The sequence below is a fragment of the Roseateles aquae genome, assembly GCF_032337115.1.
In the GTDB taxonomy this organism is placed as follows: domain Bacteria; phylum Pseudomonadota; class Gammaproteobacteria; order Burkholderiales; family Burkholderiaceae_C; genus Roseateles_C; species Roseateles_C aquae.
In genome coordinates this window covers 769510-786980 of record NZ_JAVXZY010000001.1, presented here as the reverse complement: position 1 = coordinate 786980, position 17471 = coordinate 769510, and the positions used below count along the sequence as shown (strand labels likewise).

Here is a 17471-nt window from a genome sequence, read left to right as displayed (position 1 = left end):
CGCCGCAGGCAAGAGGAGACAAGCAATGACCCCGTCATCCCACGTTGACACCTTTGCGCGCGACAACCTGCCGCCGCGCGAGCAGTGGCCCGAGATGAACTTCGAACTGCCCGAGCTGCAGTTCCCCGAACGGCTGAACTGCGCCAGCGAATTGCTGGACCGCTGGGTGGCCGCGGGGCAGGGCGATCGCCTGTGCATGCAGGCGCCGGGCCTGCGCTGGAGCTATGCCGATCTGCAAGCCGAGGCCAACCGGATCGCCCATGTGCTGGTCGAGGATCTGGGCGTTCTGCCCGGCAACCGGGTGCTCTTGCGCGGTGCCAACACGCCGATGATGGCGGCCTGCTGGTTCGCCATCATGAAGGTCGGTGCGATTGCGGTGGCGACGATGCCGCTGCTGCGCGCCAAGGAACTGGGGCAGGTGATTGACAAGGCCCAGGTCAGCCATGCGCTGTGCGATGCGCGGCTGGCTGAGGAACTGACGCTGGCGCAGGCGCAATGCCCGGTGCTGCGCTCGGTGGCACACTATATGAGCGATGCGGCGGACGGCATCGAGGCGCGCGCTGCCGGCAAGCCGGCGAGCTTCCAGAACGTTGACACCGCGGCCGACGACTGCTGCATCATCGCCTTCACCTCGGGCACCACCGGCCAGCCCAAGGGCACCATGCATTTCCATCGCGACGTGATGGCGATCTGCGCCTGCTGGCCGCCGCATGTGCTGAAGCCGGTGGCTGATGACATCTTCATTGGCAGCCCGCCGCTGGCCTTCACCTTTGGCCTGGGCGGCCTGGTGCTGTTCCCGATGAGCGTGGGTGCCTCGACCGTGCTGCTGGAAAAGGCTGCGCCGGACGCGCTGCTGGCCGCCATCGCCGAGTACCGCGCCACCGTGTGCTTTACCGCGCCTACCGCATACCGCGCTATGGCTGCTCAAGTCGCTCAGCATGACTTCAGCAGCTTGCGCAAGTGCGTCAGTGCCGGCGAGGCGCTTCCGGCGGCGACACGCAAGCTCTGGAAAGAGGCCAGCGGGATAGAGATGATCGACGGCATCGGTGCCACCGAGATGCTGCACATCTTCATCTCGCACACCGAAACCGAGGCCCGCCCCGGCGCCACCGGCAAGCCGGTGCCCGGCTACCAGGCCTGCGTGATGAACGATGAGGGTCAGGTCTTGCCACCGGGGCAGGTGGGCAAGTTGGCGGTCAGGGGCCCGACCGGCTGCCGCTATCTGGCCGACGAGCGCCAGCGCGGCTATGTGATGAAGGGCTGGAACCTGACCGGCGACGCCTATCTGATCGATGCCGACGGCTATTTCGTCTACCAGGCCCGCACCGACGACATGATCATCTCCGGCGGCTACAACATTGCCGGCCCCGAGGTCGAGGCGGCATTGCTGGCCCATCCGGCGGTGGCTGAATGTGGTGTGATCGGCCTGCCGGACGAGGAACGCGGCCAGATCGTCAAGGCCTTTGTCGTGCTGCGGCCCGGCCACGCGGAAGATGCCGCCATGGTCAAGACGCTGCAAGACTTTGTGAAGGCAACCGTTGCCCCCTACAAGTACCCGCGTGCGATAGAGTTCCGCGCCAGCCTGCCGCGCACCGAAACCGGCAAGCTGCAGCGCTTCAAGTTGAAGCAATCCGCTTGACCCCCTCCAGGAGACAAAGACGATGAAGACAAGGACGATGCTCTGCGCCGCCGTGGCGCTGCTGGCCGCTCAAGCGACTTTCGCCGCCGACAAGGTCAAGGTCGGCCTGCTCAGCACGCTGTCTGGCCCGGGCGCCGGCCTGGGCGTGGACATTCGCGATGGCTTCAATCTGGCGCTGAAGACCCAGGGTGGCAAGCTCGGCGGCCTGCCCGCTGAGGTGGTGACGGCCGACGACCAGCAGAACCCCGACGTGGCCAAGCAGACCACCGATCGCCTGCTCAAGCGCGACAAGGTCGACTTCATGACCGGCATCGTGTTCTCCAACATCATGCTGGCCGTCGGCCAGACGGTGTTCGACAGCAAGACACCCTATATCAGCGCCAATGCCGGCCCCTCGCAATACGCCGGTGAGCAGTGCAATCCCTTCTTTTTCAACGTCGCCTGGCAGAACGACAACCTGCACGAGGCGGTCGGCAAGACGGTGATGGACAAGGGCTTCAAGAAGGTCGTCGTGCTGGCGCCCAACTATCCGGCAGGCAAGGACGCCATCAACGGCTTCAAGCGCTTCTACAAGGGCACCGTGGCGGACGAGATCTACACCAAGCTCGGCCAGCTGGACTACGCCGCCGAGCTGGCTCAGGCCCGCGCCGCCAAGCCCGATGCGATGTACATCTTCCTGCCCGGTGGCATGGGCATCAACTTCATCAAGCAGTTTGTCGGCGCCGGCCTGTCTCGCGACATCACGCTGTTTGGCCCCGGTTTCTCGGCCGATGAGGACGTGATCAAGGCCGTGGGCGAGCCGATGCTGGGCATGTTCAACAGCTCGCACTGGGCCCATGACATGGACAACGCGGCGAACAAGAAGTTCGTTGCCGATTTTCAGGCCGAGTACAAGCGCCTGCCCTCGCTCTATGCCAGCCAGGGCTATGACGCCGCGCTGCTGATCAACGCCGCAGTGCGCGATGTCAGGGGCAAGATCGAGGACAAGGACGCGGTGCTCAAGGCGCTGAAGGCGGCCAAGTTCGAGTCGGTGCGCGGCCCCTTCAAGTTCAACAACAACCAGTACCCGATCCAGGACTACTACCTGCGCATCATCGGCAAGGACGCGCAAGGCCGGGTGACGAACAAGATGCTGGGCAAGATCTTCGAGAACCATGCTGACGCATACGCAGCCAGCTGCAAGATGAAATGACCCACCCCCTACGCGCTTCGCGCGCCCCCTCCAGGGGGCGAGCCCGTAGGCCCGGCGGAGCCGGATCCTCGGGCTCCGCTGGGGAATACCTTCCTGTGTCTGCGTGAGTACTTAATGGATTGGATTCTCGTTGCCGAGCAACTGCTCAACGGCCTGCAGTTCGGGTTGATGCTGTTTCTGCTGGCGGCCGGCCTGACGCTGGTGTTCGGCATCATGGACATGATCAATCTGGCCCATGGCTCGCTGTACATGATTGGCGCCTATCTGGCCGCTGCGGTGATGGCGGCCAGCGGCTCCTTTCTGCTGGCCGTGCTGGCCGCGCTGGCGGGCACAGCGGTGTTTGGCATGCTGCTGGAGCTGACGCTGCTGCGCCGGCTTTACCAGCGTGACCACCTGAGCCAGGTGCTGGCCACCTTTGCGCTGATCCTGATCTGCAACGAGGGGGTGCGCATGATCTGGGGCGAGCAGCCCTTGATGCTGAATACGCCGGCGCTGCTGTCCGGCCCGGTCGAGCTGCTGCCGGGCCTGTTCTACCCGGCCTACCGGCTGCTGATCATTGCGGTTGGCATGGCGGTGGCGGCGCTGCTTTTTGTGCTGGTGACGCGCACCCGCATCGGCATGTGGGTGCGGGCCGGGGCCTCGAACCGGCCCATGGCCATGGCCATGGGCGTCAATATCTCGCGGCTGTTCACGCTGGTGTTCGGCTTTGGCGCGGCGCTGTGCGCGCTGGCCGGTTCGCTGCTCGGGCCGTTGCTGGCGGTGCAGGTGGGCATGGGCGAGAGCATTCTGATCCTGGCCTTTGTGGTCATCGTCATCGGCGGCATCGGCTCCATCCGCGGTGCCCTGATCGGCTCGCTGCTGGTGGGGCTGGTCGATACCGCCAGTCGCAGCCTGCTGCCGCTGCTGCTGCGCCAGATGGCTTCGGCCGAACTGGCCGCCAATCTCGGCCCGGCGCTGGCCTCCATCCTGATCTATGTGCTGATGGCGGCCGTGTTGTTCTGGAAGCCGCAAGGCCTGTTCCCCGCCCGGTCCTGACTGATGAACACATCTTCTTCTGCCTCTTTGCATCACACCGGCCTCGGCCGCTGGGGGTCGCTGGCCTTGTTGCTGTTGCTGGCGGCCTTGCCGCAGGCGCTGGCGGCGGTGGGTCTGGAGTTCTATACCGGCGTCGCCACCCGGGTACTGGTGTTCGCCATTGCGGCCAGCAGCCTGAACCTGATCCTTGGCTTCGGCGGCATGGTCAGCTTCGGCCATGCGGCTTTTGTCGGCCTGGGCGCCTACACCGTGGCCGTGCTGGCCGAGATCGGCCGGGCCGGCCACCCGCTGCTCCTGCAGGCCTGGCTGGCCTGGCCGCTGGCGATGGCGGTGAGTGCGGCAGCAGCGGCCGTGATCGGCGCGATCAGCCTGCGCACCCGTGGCGTCTACTTCATCATGATCACGCTGGCCTTTGCGCAGATGTTCTATTTCCTCGTCGTCTCGCTGAAGAACTATGGCGGCGACGATGGCCTGCCATTGCCTGCGCGCTCGCTGCTGCCCGGCCTCAATCTGGCCAACGACCAGCAGTTCTACTGGCTGGTGCTGGCGCTGGCGGCGCTGGTGATGGCGGGGCTGCAACGCCTGCTCAACGCGCCCTTTGGCTGGATGCTGCAGGGCATCAAGGACAACGAGACGCGGATGCGCGCCTTGGGCACGCCAGTGCAGCGCCTGCAGTGGCAGGCCTTTGTGCTGGCCGCTGCGCTGGCCGGGCTGGCGGGTGCCTTGCTGGTCAATCTGAACGGGCTGGTCACGCCGCACATGATGCATTGGTCGCAAAGCGGCCAGCTGATGATCATGGTCATCATCGGCGGCGCCGGGCTGCTCTGGGGCGGGGTGCTGGGCGCAGCGGTCTTGCTGCTGCTGGAAGAGTTCCTGTCTGGCTACACCTTGCACTGGCAGATGGCCCTGGGTCTGCTCCTGCTGCTGGTCGTGCTCTATGCACCGCAGGGCATGGGCGCCTTGCTGCGCCGAAAGGAGGCCCGCCATGGCTGAGTTGCTGCGGGTGCAAGGCCTGGTCAAGAATTTTGGCGCCTTGCGCGCCACCGATGAGGCCAATCTGCTCGTTCGCGAAGGCGAGGTGCATGCGCTGATCGGCCCCAATGGCGCGGGTAAGACGACGCTGATCCAGCAGATCAGCGGCGCGCTGCGGCCCGATGCCGGGCAGGTGATCTTCGAGCGTCAAGACCTGACCCTGGCCCCCATGGACGCGCACGTGCGCGCCGGCCTGGTGCGCTCCTACCAGATCACCAGCATCTTTCGTCGCTACAGCGTGATGGACAACCTGCTGCTGGCGGTGCTGGCGCGGCGCGATGGCGGCCGCAGCTGGTGGCGTTCAGCACGGCGCGACATCATGGCCCATGCCGAGGCCGAGGCGATTGCCCAGCGCATCGGCCTCACCGGCCAGCTGGAGCGCAGTGCCGGCAGCCTGGGCCATGGCGAACAGCGCCTGCTTGAGCTGGGCCTGGCGCTGGCCGCCAAGCCGCGCCTGCTCTTGCTGGATGAGCCTATGGCCGGCCTCGGGCCCGATGAATCGGAGCGCATGTTCGCGCTGCTGCAGCATCTGCGGCAACACCTGACCCTGGTGCTGGTGGAGCACGATATGGACGCGGTGTTCCGGCTCGCCGATCGCATCTCGACGCTGGTGGCCGGGCGGGTGATCGCCTGCGGCACGCCGGCCGAGATCCGCGCCCATCCCGAAGTGCGCCTGGCCTATCTCGGTGATGAACTCAGCGAGGCCTCGGGCCAAACGCCGCAGCGCGCAGCGGTCGGCAGCAGCACCGACGGTCTGCTGGCCGATATCGAGCTCAGCGATCAGTCCTACCGCGATGGCATGGACCCGACCGTACCGATGGGTATCTGAACATGACGACGAGCACCAAAGCCTCTACGCCTTTCAGCACCTTGCTGGAAGTTGAAGGCCTCGAAGCTGCCTATGGCGACAGCCAGGTGCTGTTCGGCCTGGACCTGCGCATCGAGCGCGGCGAGGTCGCGACCTTGCTGGGCCGCAACGGCATGGGCAAGAGCAGCCTGATCAAATGCCTGTGCGGCTGGCTGAAGCCGCGCGGCGGTCGCATCCGTTTTGCTGGCGAAGACATCACCGGCTGGAGCGCCGACCGCATCGCGCGCCTGGGCCTGGCCCTGGTGCCCGAAGGCCGGCAGATCTTCCCCAACCTGAGCGTGCGCGAGAACCTGCTGGCCTTCGCGGCCAACCGCAGCGGCGCCATCAGCATGCGCTGGGATCTGGAACGGGTCTATGCCCTGTTCCCGCGCCTGCAGCAGCGCCACCAGCATATGGGCGGCCAGCTCTCCGGCGGCGAGCAGCAGATGCTGGCCATCGGCCGCGCACTCTTGACCAATCCGCATCTGCTGATTCTTGACGAGGCCACCGAAGGCCTGGCGCCGCTGATACGCGAAGAGATCTGGCGCTGCCTGGCACAGCTGCGCTCGCAGGGGCAGACGATTCTGGTCGTCGACAAATACGTGCGCCGCCTGATCGCGCTGGCCGACCGGCACAGCATCCTCGAGCGCGGCCGCATCGCCTGGCAGGGCGACTCGCCGGCGCTCGATGCCGATCCCAGCCTCTGGCAACGTTACGTGGGAGTATGAGATGGACCACCCCGTACCGGCTGCGCCGGCCCCCTCAAGGGGGCACGTCCGAACGCCCGGCGGAGCCGGATCGTCGGACGTCGCTGGGTATTTCGGCGCTTTGCCGCCCACGAGCAGTGTCCCATGACTGATCAAGCAATGAACCCCGTCTATCGGCGACAGGAACTGGTGCGCTTCGGCCATTGCGACCCGGCCGGCATCGTCTTCTATCCGCGCTACTTCGAGATGCTCAATGCGCTGATCGAAGACTGGCTGACCGAGGGCCTGGGCGTGAACTACGCCGAGCTGCTCGGGCCGCGCCGCGTTGGCCTGCCTACCGTGCAGCTGAACACCGAATTCAAGCGCATCAGCCGCATGGGCGAGCGGCTGGCGCAGCGGGTCAGCATCGTCAAGCTGGGGCGCACATCGCTGACGCTGCGCGTCGAGTTCCACGGCTCGGGTGCCGGGCCGGACCTGCGCGTCGGCTTCGATCAGGTGCTGGTCTGTACCTCGCTCGTGAGCCACCAGCCCCAGCCTTTCCCCGATGATTTACGCGCCGCCCTCGAGCGTGCCAGGAGTGCCAGCCATGAGTGAGAACAAGAGCAACAAGCAGATCCTGCAACCGGCCGATTGGGCAGCGCCCAAGGGCTATGCCAATGGCGTGGCGGCCACCGGGCGGCAGATCTTCGTCGCCGGCCAGATCGGCTGGAACGCGCAATGCCAGTTCGACAGCGACGATTTCGTCGCCCAGGTGCGCCAGGCGCTGCTGAACATCAAGGCCGTGCTGGCCGAGGCTGGTGCGGCGCCCGAGCACATCTGCCGGATGACCTGGTATGTGCTCGACAAGCGCGAGTACATCGCCCGCGGCCGCGAGGTCGGGCAGGTCTACCGCGAGGTGCTGGGGCGCGAGTACGGCGTGGCGATGAGTGCCGTGCAGGTGGCGGCGCTGATGGAAGACCGCGCCAAGGTCGAGATCGAAGTGACGGCGGTGCTGGGCTGAAGGGCCGGCGCCACGCATTTACAGACCCTTTCTCTTTTGGCGGCGGAGTGCAGGACGTAACGCGCTAGCGGGTGGTATGTTGGCGCTGTTGGCAGGGAGGCGCCAGTGAGGTGCCGGCCGATAGCGACGGAGACCCGCATGAAATCTCGCATCAAACGCCATCTGCAGTGGCAGACGTGGAAAGCCAGGCTGGCACTGGCCGCGCTGCTGGCGGTAGCGCCGCTGACACACGCGGCAACGGCCGCCGGCGAACTGGCCTTGCAGCCCGCCTCGCGGCTGGACGTGTCCTTCATCAGCTTCCCGTCGCCCAATCTGGCGGCGCCCGGCACGATGCTGACGATACAGGGCAAGCTCAGCGTACCGCGGCCGACCGAGCGCCACGACAGCACGGTGCGCAAACTGCCCGCGGTGCTGATCCTGCACGGCTCGGCCGGTGTCGATGCCCGCGGCGATTTCTACGAAGCCGCGCTGAACGCCGCCGGCATCGTCACGCTGCAGATCGATATGTGGCAGGCCCGTGGCGTCAGCAATCTGAGCCAGCGGCCCAGTGCGCCCATCCTCACCTATCCCGATGCCTTCTCGGCGCTGAACTTCCTGGCCCAGCAGCCGGGCATCGATGGCAGCCGTGTCGGCGTGCTCGGCTTTTCGTGGGGAGGGCTGATCAGTCTCGGCGCCGCCGAGCGACTCTACGCCGGGCAGTTCGGCGGCGGCCGCAAGTTCAAGGCCCATGTGGCCCACTATCCGGTCTGCTATGCCTGGAACAATGCGGCGGTGCTGTCGGCGTTGAAGACGACGCCAGCCAAGTTCGGCGTGCAATGGCAGCAGTTGACCGGCGCGCCGGTGCTGATCCAGATAGGCAGCGAGGACGGCTACGACAACGGCAGCCAGCCCTGTGAGGCAATGGTGTCAGCGGTGAATCCGGCCAATGGCGGCGTCGTCACTCTCAATGTGTATGGCGGTGCCCGGCATGCCTGGGATCGCCTGCAGGTGCCCATCGTTGCGCCTGATCCCTATGCCGACCGGGGCAGCTACTTCGCGACCGGCGTTGTCCCCTCGGTCGCGATCAGCCCCTCGGTTGAGCAGGCGTATCAGGCGCGCGCTGAGGTGCTCAGGTTCTTTTCCAGGCGTCTGTAAGCGTGCGCAGGCGCTGCCTGGCGGCCAAGGGTTGGCTCGCATGGTGGCAGGCGCCAAGCTGCATGAGTGGCGCGCATCGACCTGACCTGGGTCAAGTTCGGCACTGATCGGGCGAGGGCAGCGTCAATCGTTTCTTTGCCGCGCCTGCGAAAAGGCCGAGAATGAATATTGACAGTCTGCGCAGCGGACTCGCCCAGCGTCTTCATCCTGGAGCCACGTCGCCATGCATGCAAGCCTGCCGACATCAACGATCCTGATCGTTGATGACACGCCGCAAAACCTCACCGTACTCGGCGAGTTGCTGAAACCCTACTACCACGTCAGGGCGGCCAATTCAGGTGAACGAACCTTGCGCGCTGCTGTCACCGAGCCGCGCCCCGACCTGATCCTGCTCGACGTGATGATGCCGGATATGGACGGGCATGAAGTCCTGCGCCGGCTGCGCAGCGATGCACGGACCCGCGAGATTCCCGTCATCTTCGTGACCGCCATGGTCGCCACCGAAGACGAGGAGCACGGTCTGGAGTTGGGCGCGGTGGACTACATCACCAAGCCCTTCAACCCGTCCATCGTGCTGGCCCGTGTCCGCACACAGCTGGAGCTCAAGCAGGCACGCGACCGCCTGGCCGCGCAGAACGACTGGCTTGAGCGTGAGGTCGAGCGCCGCATGCATGAGAATCGGCTGATTCAGGATCTGAGCGTGCGAGCGCTGGCCTGTCTGGCCGAGGCGCGTGACAACGAAACCGGCCAGCACATCGTGCGCACGCAGATCTACGTGGAGCTGTTGGCCAAGGCATTGCTCACGCATGAGCGATTTCAGAAGGCGCTCGCCGGCCCTAAGCTCGGCATGATCGTCAAAGCGGCGCCGCTGCACGATATTGGCAAGGTCGGCATTCCGGACGCCATTCTGCTCAAGCCGGGCAAGCTGAGCGCCGAAGAATTCGAGATCATGAAGACGCACACGACCATCGGTTCGGAGGCCATCGGCAGAGCGATGGCGCAGGCGCTTACCGGGGCCGACCCGGCCTTGGCTGAAGTGGCCGACAGCGCCTTTGCCTTCCTTCAGGTAGCGCAGGACATCGCCCTGGGGCATCAGGAGAAGTGGGACGGCAGCGGCTACCCGGCGGGCAGCGCTGGCGATGCGATCCCGGTGGCCGCACGCCTGATGGCCCTGGCCGATGTCTTTGATGCGCTGATGAGCCGGCGCGTTTACAAGCCGCCGATGACGCTGGACGAAGCGACGGCCATCATTCTTGAAGGGCGGGGCAAGCACTTCGATCCGGCGGTCGTTGATGCGTTCGTGGCGCAGCGCGAGCAGTTCGCCGAGATCGCGGCCCGCTTCGCTGATCCAGCATGAGAGCAGTTTCAGCCCAGCTCAGGACTTGCATGGCGGCTGCGGCGCTGCTGTGCTGCCTGCCGGTCGTGCGGGCCGACGCCTATGGCATGCCACCCCCGGCGGCCAGCCGCTTTGACGAGGTGCCGGGCAGTGCCCAGACGCTGGAGCAGTTGCGTCGTGGCGGGTTCGTGCTGTATCTGCGCCATGGTGCGACCGACAACAGCAAGCCCGACCGTGCCACGGGTGTGGATCTGAACGATTGCTCGACGCAACGGCCGCTCTCTGCCGAAGGACACAAGATGGCGGTTCGCGTCGGCGAAGCGATGCGCAAGGCCAGGATTCCCATCGGAGACATCCTCATCAGCCCGCTTTGCCGGGTCAGGGACACGGTGGCCGATGCCTTCCCGGGCCAGGCCTATGTGCTGGATCAGCAACTGATGTACACCGCCAATTTCACCGATGTGCAGAAGGCGCCCATCATCGCCCGCACGCGTCAGCTCTTGTCCACGGCCGTCGCAGCCGGCAATAACCGGCTGCTCATTGCGCATGCGCCCAACCTGATGGACCTGATGGGCTACTTTCCCAAGGAAGCCACCTTGGTGGTCTTTCGGCCGCTGGGTGAGAAGGGCGGTTTCGAATACGTGGCCAGCATCCCGCCGGCGCTCTGGGGCGAGTTGTTGCGCCCGGGGCGTCCGTGATGGCCTCACGCCGCAGGCTGCCACCCTATCTACTGGCGTTCTTTCTGCCGGTGGCTCTGGTGGCCTTGCTAGCCGGAGGAATCAATCTGCTGTCGTTTCTGGAACTGCGGGCAGGGCACCTGGCCGCCGTCGCTGAAGAGGCGCAAGATCAGCGCAAGCTGCGCCTCAACAGAAACGTCAACAATGGCATTGCCGTGGTTCAGGCGCAGGCGACGGAGCTCATGGAGCGCGCCCGTTCAGCGCGCATCGATCAGGCGGCGGCCTACCGCCTGCACGCCCAGCTGGTCAATCAGCTGGCGGTACTGGAACTGGAGCTTGCCGGGCTGAAGGATGCTGTAGACGCTGACAGCCTGCGCGCGATGCAGCAGGACTTCCAGGCCTATCGCACGGCCATCGTGCAGGCCACAGACTTGGCGGTGATCGATCCGGCTGCGGCGATGGGGCACGCCAATCAGGCGACACTCAGTCAGCTGCAGCTGTCGCAGCGGGTCCGGGCGGTAGCGGCCAAGCTTAACGAGCAGATGGAGCGTCGCAGTGCAACGCGCGAAGAGTCGCTGCACGTTCATTTGATCCAGAACGCCATCGTTGGCGGCGTGCTGGTCGCGTGCCTGATTGTGATCTGGGCTTGGCTGATGCTTCGCCTCACCGGGCGGCTGTCGGCCATCACCTCGGCGTTGGATGCACTGTCGAAGGGGGCGGTCAATCCACCGACCCTGTCTCAGGTTCGTCAGCTGGCCGATCAACGGCGTAGCCTGCTGACCGACCTCGCCCACGCCGTGCTGGCCTTTCGTGACACCAGCCTGGCCCACCGTCAGGCGCAGGCTGATCTAGGCGAGCGCATGAAGGAGCTTTCATGCCTGTTCGACGTCGTCCGCATCAAGGCCCGCGATGACATCGACATAGACACCTTGTTCGAGATGGTCGCCGGACGGCTGGCCGCTGCGATGCGATATCCGGAACTGGCGGCGGGGTGTATCGAATGCGGTGATCGACGTTACGGCACGCAGGCCGAAGGGCCGTCTCTGAGCGTGCCCTTTGTCGGCATCGACGGACAGCCGTCCCGCGTGATCATGGTCTACGGCCAGCCACTGCCGCCGGAAGCCGGCGAGCCCTTCCTGCCCGAGGAGCAGGCCTTGCTCGAGGCCATCGCCGCTCACTTGGCGACGGCCGTCGAGCGGCATCGCATCGCTGCGTCAGAAAGAGACCGGCAGGCGCTGATCGATGCCGTGATTGCCGAGGCGCCCGACGCCATCGAGCTGGTCGACCGCCTGAGCCTGGAGTATGTGGAAGTCAACGAGGCGAGTTGCCAGATGCTGGGTTACTCGCGCGAGGAAATGCTCGGCCTGCGGCTGTTTGATGTGCAGGCTGGCATGACGCCGCAGCAGCTGACTGAAGCCGTTCAAGTCATCGTGGAGCAAGGGGGCGCAGAGTTCGAGACCCTGCACCGGCGCAAGGACGGTACGCTGATCGATGTCCGCGTCCATGTGCGGGCCATCGAGCAGAACGGCTGCGAGTACCTGGTGGGCATCTGGCGCGACATCAGCGCCGAGAAGGCGGCGGCGGCGGAGATACGCAAGCTGTCCCTGGCCATCGAACAGAGCCCCAGCTCGGTCGTGATTACCGACCTCAACGCCAGGATCGAATACGTTAACGAGGCCTTCGAGCGAAGTACCGGCTACAGCCGCGCTGAAGCGATTGGTCTGAACCCGCGGGTGCTGCAGTCCGGCCGCACACCCAAGGCAAGCTTTGAAGCCATGTGGGCGCAGCTGGCCCGCGGCGAGATCTGGCGAGGCGAGCTTTTTAACCGCCGCAAGGATGGCCGAGAGTATGTGGAATTCGCGAACATCGCGCCGATACATCAGCCTGAAGGCGCCGTCTCACACTATGTGGCCATCAAGGAAGACATCACCGAGAAGAAGGCGATGGCCGACGAGCTGGAACGCCATCGCGATCACCTGGAGCAGCTTGTTGAAAGCCGCACGGCCGAGCTGCAAACGGCGATGCGTGAGCAGGACGCGCTGTTCGAGGCCGCCAGCACCGGGATTGTGCTGCTGAAGGAGCGCATCATCGTTCGCTGCAACCGGCGCATGGATGAGATGTTCGGCTATGGCTTCGGCGAGCAGACCGGGCGCTCGACACGGCTGTGGTATCCGGACGATGCCACCTACGAGCAGGCCGGCGCCGAGATCTATCCGCAGATGGCCAGCGGCGCGATCGATGTGCGCGAGATGTCGCTGTTGCGCAAGGACGGGCAGCCGCTCTGGTGCCGTGTTTTCAGTCGCGCCATCGATGCCACCGATCTGACGCGCGGACTGGTGGCAATATTCGAGGACATCACCGCCGAACGCGCTGCCGCTCAAGCGCTGCGCCAGGTCAATGATGAGCAGCAGGCGATCTTCAATACGGCCAGCTCAGGCATCGCCTTGATTGCGGACCGTCGCATCCTTCGCGGCAACCGTCGCCTGCATGAGATGTTCGGCTGGCCGCCGGGCGCCATGCTGGGCCAGCCCACGGCCATCTGGTATGCCGATGCTGCAGCCAATGATGCCGGTGGCGAGCCGGTCTACACGCAGATCTGGCGCGGTGAAGTCCATCGTCGCGAGCAGGAGCTGACGCGCCGGGATGGCAGCCGCTTCTGGGCCCGCTTGACCGGTACCGCGGTGGATCTGAGCGACCACGCCAAGGGCACCGTCTGGGTGATTGACGACATCACTGCCGAACGCGCCGGCATTGAGCAGATGCGCCAGGCTCAGTTGCTGGCCGAGAAGGCTGCCCGCACCAAGTCGGACTTTCTGGCCAATATGAGTCATGAGATCCGCACGCCCATGAACGCCATCATCGGCATGTCGCATCTGGCGATGAAGACGGCGCTGACGCCGCAGCAGCAGGCCTATCTGAAAAAGATTCAGGCGGCGGGGCAGCACCTGCTGGGCATCATCAATGACATTCTTGACCTGTCGAAGATAGAGGCGGGCAAGCTGACCGTCGAGGCGGTCGAATTCGAGCTGGATGAGGTGCTCGACAGCGTCGCGGGCCTGATCGCGGAGAAAGCCGCTGCCAAGAAGCTTGAACTCATTCTGGAAATCGGTCGCGAGGTTCCGCACAGCCTGATCGGTGACCCGCTGCGACTGGGCCAGGTGCTCATCAACTATGCCAACAACGCCGTCAAATTCACCGACCGCGGGGATATCGCCATCAGCGTCGCGGTGGCGCAGTCGGCGGCCGCGGAGGTCGTGCTGCGCTTCCAGGTCAGCGACACCGGTATTGGCCTGGACGAAGAGCAGTGCAGCCGGCTCTTTCAGAGCTTCGAACAGGCCGATGCGTCGACCACGCGCAAGTACGGTGGCACGGGCCTGGGGCTGTCCATCTCGCGCCAGCTGGCGCAGCTGATGGGAGGGGAGGTCGGGGTCGAAAGCAAGGTCGGCAAGGGCTCAACCTTCTGGTTCACCGCAAGGCTTGGCAGGGGCCAGGCCCAGCCGCGCCTTCTCGTTCCCGAGCCCGATTTGCGCGGCCGTCGCATGCTGGTCGTTGACGACAACGATCATGCACGCGAGGTGATCGTCGATCTGCTGCGCAGCATGTCCTTCGTGGTCGCGTCCGCGGGCGGCGGGCGGCAAGGCGTTGCCGAAGTGCGGCGTGCCATCGAGGCCGGTGAGCCCTACGACATCGTCTTTCTCGACTGGCAGATGCCCGAGCTGGATGGCATTGCAAGTGCCAAGGAAATTCGCCGTCTGCTTGCAGGATCGGGGCCGCACCTGGTCATGATCACCGCCCATATGGGCGACGAGGTGATGAGCGTTGCCAAGGGCGTGGGCTTTGAAGGCGTGCTGTTCAAGCCGGTGACCTCCTCGCTGCTGTTCAACACCGTGGTGCATGTGCTGGGCGGAATGCCGGCTGGCGCGGCCTTGCCGGCTGCCGGGTCGAGGCCGGCGTCCGATCTGTCGACGATTGCCGGCGCGCGTATCCTGCTGGTTGAAGACAACGAGCTCAACCAGCAGGTCGCCACCGAACTGCTCCAGCAAGCCGGCTTTGTCGTGGAACTGGCCGAGAACGGCGCCGTGGCGCTGGAGCGGCTGAAGCGCCAGGGCGCAGCGCCAGACATTGCAATCGTGCTGATGGATCTGCAGATGCCTGTCATGGATGGCTTCACGGCGACGCGGGCCTTGCGTGTGCTGCCGGCCTGCGCGACGCTGCCTGTTGTCGCCATGACGGCCAATGCCATGGGCGGCGATCGCGAGCGATGCCTGGAGGCGGGCATGAACGACCATGTCGCCAAGCCCATCGATCCCGAGCAGCTTTGGGCAACGCTGCTGCGATGGATTCCCCCGCTGCGTGCGGCCGACATGGCCATGGCCTTGCCCACGCCACCGATAGACGGCGATGCGGTGGCAGCGCATATCGGGCCCATCGCTGGTCTGGATGTGCAGGTCGGCTTGCGTCATGCGCTCGGACGCGAGTCGCTGTATTTGTCGCTGCTGGACAAGTTCAGCAAGACCCAGCGTGATTTTCCAGCCCGCCTAGCCGCTGCTCTGGACGCCGGTGACTGGCACAGCGCCGAGCTTCTTGCCCATACCTTCAAGGGCTTGTGCGCGCAGATCGGCGCCGGAGCGCTGCATGTCCTGGCGCTCGGGCTGGAGCGCAGCGTCAACGATCATGGCCCACGGCCACTGCTCGATGCGTCGACGGCCCAGGTGGCGCACTCGCTGGCCGATTTGGTCTCGGCGATTGGCCGTCGTTTGCAGCCTGCAGCCTCAGCCGAGCCGACAGGGCCTCGCGAGGCCGATGACCATGTGCCTGAGCTGAGGCGTGTGTGCAGTCAGCTGGCTGCGGCGCTGGTAGCGGATGACTTTGGCGCTGTTGAGCGCTTTGATGCCAACACGGCGCTGCTGCATGCGGCCCTGGGCGAGTCGTTTGGGCCGATTGAGCGGGCCATCCATGACTTTGACTTTTCGCTGGGTCTTGAGCGCCTGCGCAGTGCGATGGCCACTCGCGGTGTCGAGTTGTAGCCGCTCCACTCGCGCTTGCTCCTTGGCCTGCGCAGGCGCAATGTTGAGTCTCGGCTGCCATGCCTGGCAGCCCAAAACGACTGTCTCATGGCCGGCACCGAATCCTCCCGCCAGGCCGCGTAAACACGGCTGCGCTCCATCTTCTCAGCTAGTGGCTTGAACACCGCGCCCTGGATGACCGCGTCCTGGAAGGCTGCCGGGTGGCGCCTGACAGATTCGACTGAACCAGGGAGTCAGGCGCGAACTCCAGACGGACGGCATTCGCGGTTCGAGTGTTGGGCATCGGCTGTTTCTCCACGGGGCTAGGCACCAGGAGGCTCGCGTTCTGCAGCGCGCGCCGAACGGAGCCGTCAAAACCCGAAGTCTGCGGCCGAAGCGCCGCCCTATGTTCAGGTTTATCCGATGTTCGGGTTCCTGAAAGACTGCTTTTTCAGAACCGCCAGGCGCCCCACATTCCGTCTGACGATCAACGACTGGAGATTCGTGATGCAGGTGCTTTTCAAGTCCCGCCATCCGCAAGCCACCGATTTGCGCGACCTGACTGAACGCCGTGTGCGCTTCGTGCTGCGGCGCCTGGACTTTTTAGTGCCGCGCGCCGAGGTGCAGATGTCGGATGTGAACGGGCCGCGCGGCGGCATCGACAAGCGCTGCCAGGTTGAACTGCGGACCGACGGCGCAGGGGCGGTGGTCGTGGCATCGGTGGCCAGCGATTGGCGCACCGCGCTGGACAAGGCGCTGGCACGTGCCGCGCGCTTCCTCATGCGCCTGCGACAGCGCGGGAAAGACGCGCGCCGCCTGCGCCTGCGCTTTATCAGTCAAGAAGACTGAACTCGAACGACCGAAGGGCAAAACACCATGGACTCGATGACACCCATCGCCTCGCGCACTCACGTGCAGGCCACGGCTTCGGCGCCGATTGCCCCCGGTCCTGCTTCAGCTCGACTACCGGCCGCAATGCGGCGGCGTTGGGCTGGAGCGCAGTGAAACCGACCAGCTGATCGAGCGTTCGGCAACGGTGACGCCAGCGCCGGCCGCCAACGCGTCAGTGCAAACATCGCCGTAATTCGTTATTCCGACTATGAACAAGGCCAAGTCCAGCTGGGCAATCGCAGGAAGTCCTGGCTGAGCAATAGCTTTGATTGCCCCGAGTCCATCAGCCAGCAAGGAGACCCCTCATGCGTAGCTATCCCGTGAACAGTCCTCAGGCCGCAGCCCGCATCGTCGCGCTGACGGTGGTCGCCGACGGCGAGATCGCAGACGCTGAGATCGAGTGTCTCGACCGGCTTGCCGTCCATGAGCGGCTAGGCCTGGCGCGGCATGAGCTGCACGCGCTGCTGGACAGCTGCTGCGAAGACTTGCATTCGAGCGGCCAGTTGCAATGGGCCGGCGCGTGCCCGGTGGACGAGCGCACGTTGGCGGACCTGATGGGCGAGATTCAGGATCCGGGGCTGCGGCTGACCTTGTTGCGCGTCTGTGTCGAACTCGCAGAAGTCGACGCCCATGTCGACGAGGGCGAGTCATCTGTGCTCGTCGCTGCGGTCGAGTATTGGGGCTTGCACCGTGAAATGCTTCGGCCGCCCTCAAGGAACTGACCGGCTTGGCTTGCCTGAGCAATCCGCAGCGTGAGGCTGTGGGCCTTTGCCGGGGAGGCCGGAAGTGCCACATCGAGTGCACTTGATCGCGAAGCGGTTGTTGGCCGATAGCCGCCTGCGGGGCCCGGTGAGCAACGAACGCTGCCAGGCTGCTCGATCTTGAAGAGGTGTGTTCTCCGCACTGGCGACGTTTGGAGCCAATGCCGTCGCTGCAGCCTGCTGTGAGCTGCGTGGCATCAGCGCAGGATCGATG

Annotated in this window: 13 protein-coding genes and 1 pseudogene; all 14 read left to right on the top strand. The window is 65.2% G+C overall.

Features of this window, described 5'->3' with window-relative positions:
* Positions 1-25: 25 nt before the first annotated feature.
* The 14 genes and pseudogenes from RQP53_RS03360 (at position 26) to RQP53_RS03295 (ending at position 17218) form a co-directional block, all read left to right on the top strand.
* Entirely contained in the window at positions 26-1639 is a 1614-nt protein-coding gene (locus RQP53_RS03360) for an AMP-binding protein (protein ID WP_315648621.1), read from the top strand.
* A gap of 22 nt (positions 1640-1661) precedes the next feature.
* Positions 1662-2831, top strand: coding sequence for an ABC transporter substrate-binding protein (locus RQP53_RS03355; protein WP_315648620.1), 1170 nt, complete (start codon positions 1662-1664; stop codon positions 2829-2831).
* A gap of 114 nt (positions 2832-2945) precedes the next feature.
* Positions 2946-3866 (top strand): branched-chain amino acid ABC transporter permease, encoded by a 921-nt coding sequence (locus tag RQP53_RS03350; protein WP_315648619.1) that lies wholly within the window; start codon positions 2946-2948, stop codon positions 3864-3866.
* Positions 3867-3869: 3 nt separating this feature from the next.
* Positions 3870-4859, top strand: coding sequence for a branched-chain amino acid ABC transporter permease (locus RQP53_RS03345; RefSeq protein ID WP_315648618.1), 990 nt, complete (start codon positions 3870-3872; stop codon positions 4857-4859).
* Positions 4852-5607: pseudogene (locus tag RQP53_RS03340) on the top strand (ABC transporter ATP-binding protein); the annotation flags it as partial. The gene RQP53_RS03345 and the pseudogene RQP53_RS03340, both read left to right, overlap by 8 nt.
* Before the next feature lie 122 nt (positions 5608-5729).
* Positions 5730-6473, top strand: a complete 744-nt coding sequence (locus RQP53_RS03335) for an ABC transporter ATP-binding protein (RefSeq protein ID WP_434064041.1) — start codon at positions 5730-5732, stop codon at positions 6471-6473.
* 123 nt (positions 6474-6596) lie between these two features.
* Positions 6597-7046 (top strand): acyl-CoA thioesterase, encoded by a 450-nt coding sequence (locus RQP53_RS03330; RefSeq protein ID WP_315648617.1) that lies wholly within the window; start codon positions 6597-6599, stop codon positions 7044-7046.
* Positions 7039-7452, top strand: coding sequence for a RidA family protein (locus tag RQP53_RS03325; protein WP_315648616.1), 414 nt, complete (start codon positions 7039-7041; stop codon positions 7450-7452). The genes RQP53_RS03330 and RQP53_RS03325 overlap by 8 nt, the downstream gene beginning before the upstream one ends.
* A gap of 138 nt (positions 7453-7590) precedes the next feature.
* On the top strand, positions 7591-8586 hold the full coding sequence (locus tag RQP53_RS03320) for a dienelactone hydrolase family protein (RefSeq protein ID WP_315648615.1): 996 nt from the start codon (positions 7591-7593) through the stop codon (positions 8584-8586).
* A 223-nt stretch (positions 8587-8809) separates the two neighbouring features.
* Complete coding sequence (locus tag RQP53_RS03315; RefSeq protein ID WP_315648614.1) at positions 8810-9943, top strand: response regulator; 1134 nt, start codon at positions 8810-8812, stop codon at positions 9941-9943.
* Positions 9940-10620 (top strand): histidine phosphatase family protein, encoded by a 681-nt coding sequence (locus tag RQP53_RS03310; protein ID WP_315648613.1) that lies wholly within the window; start codon positions 9940-9942, stop codon positions 10618-10620. Before RQP53_RS03315 ends, RQP53_RS03310 begins: the two co-directional genes overlap by 4 nt.
* Positions 10620-15626: a PAS domain S-box protein gene (locus tag RQP53_RS03305; RefSeq protein ID WP_315648611.1), complete on the top strand. Its 5007-nt coding sequence runs from the start codon at positions 10620-10622 to the stop codon at positions 15624-15626. The genes RQP53_RS03310 and RQP53_RS03305 overlap by 1 nt, the downstream gene beginning before the upstream one ends.
* Positions 15627-16112: 486 nt before the next feature.
* Positions 16113-16454, top strand: a complete 342-nt coding sequence (locus RQP53_RS03300) for an HPF/RaiA family ribosome-associated protein (RefSeq protein ID WP_315649190.1) — start codon at positions 16113-16115, stop codon at positions 16452-16454.
* Positions 16455-16801: 347 nt separating this feature from the next.
* Positions 16802-17218: a tellurite resistance TerB family protein gene (locus RQP53_RS03295; RefSeq protein WP_315648610.1), complete on the top strand. Its 417-nt coding sequence runs from the start codon at positions 16802-16804 to the stop codon at positions 17216-17218.
* Positions 17219-17471: the final 253 nt, after the last annotated feature.

Excerpts from the sequence above, each read along its gene's own strand:
- RQP53_RS03360 (WP_315648621.1), top strand. The coding sequence starts at position 26 with ATGACCCCGTCATCCCACGTTGACACCTTTGCGCGCGACAACCTGCCG.
- RQP53_RS03355 (WP_315648620.1), top strand. The coding sequence starts at position 1,662 with ATGAAGACAAGGACGATGCTCTGCGCCGCCGTGGCGCTGCTGGCCGCT.
- RQP53_RS03350 (WP_315648619.1), top strand. The coding sequence starts at position 2,946 with ATGGATTGGATTCTCGTTGCCGAGCAACTGCTCAACGGCCTGCAGTTC.
- RQP53_RS03345 (WP_315648618.1), top strand. The coding sequence starts at position 3,870 with ATGAACACATCTTCTTCTGCCTCTTTGCATCACACCGGCCTCGGCCGC.
- RQP53_RS03335 (WP_434064041.1), top strand. The coding sequence starts at position 5,730 with ATGACGACGAGCACCAAAGCCTCTACGCCTTTCAGCACCTTGCTGGAA.
- RQP53_RS03330 (WP_315648617.1), top strand. The coding sequence starts at position 6,597 with ATGACTGATCAAGCAATGAACCCCGTCTATCGGCGACAGGAACTGGTG.
- RQP53_RS03325 (WP_315648616.1), top strand. The coding sequence starts at position 7,039 with ATGAGTGAGAACAAGAGCAACAAGCAGATCCTGCAACCGGCCGATTGG.
- RQP53_RS03320 (WP_315648615.1), top strand. The coding sequence starts at position 7,591 with ATGAAATCTCGCATCAAACGCCATCTGCAGTGGCAGACGTGGAAAGCC.
- RQP53_RS03315 (WP_315648614.1), top strand. The coding sequence starts at position 8,810 with ATGCATGCAAGCCTGCCGACATCAACGATCCTGATCGTTGATGACACG.
- RQP53_RS03310 (WP_315648613.1), top strand. The coding sequence starts at position 9,940 with ATGAGAGCAGTTTCAGCCCAGCTCAGGACTTGCATGGCGGCTGCGGCG.
- RQP53_RS03305 (WP_315648611.1), top strand. The coding sequence starts at position 10,620 with ATGGCCTCACGCCGCAGGCTGCCACCCTATCTACTGGCGTTCTTTCTG.
- RQP53_RS03300 (WP_315649190.1), top strand. The coding sequence starts at position 16,113 with ATGCAGGTGCTTTTCAAGTCCCGCCATCCGCAAGCCACCGATTTGCGC.
- RQP53_RS03295 (WP_315648610.1), top strand. The coding sequence starts at position 16,802 with ATGCGTAGCTATCCCGTGAACAGTCCTCAGGCCGCAGCCCGCATCGTC.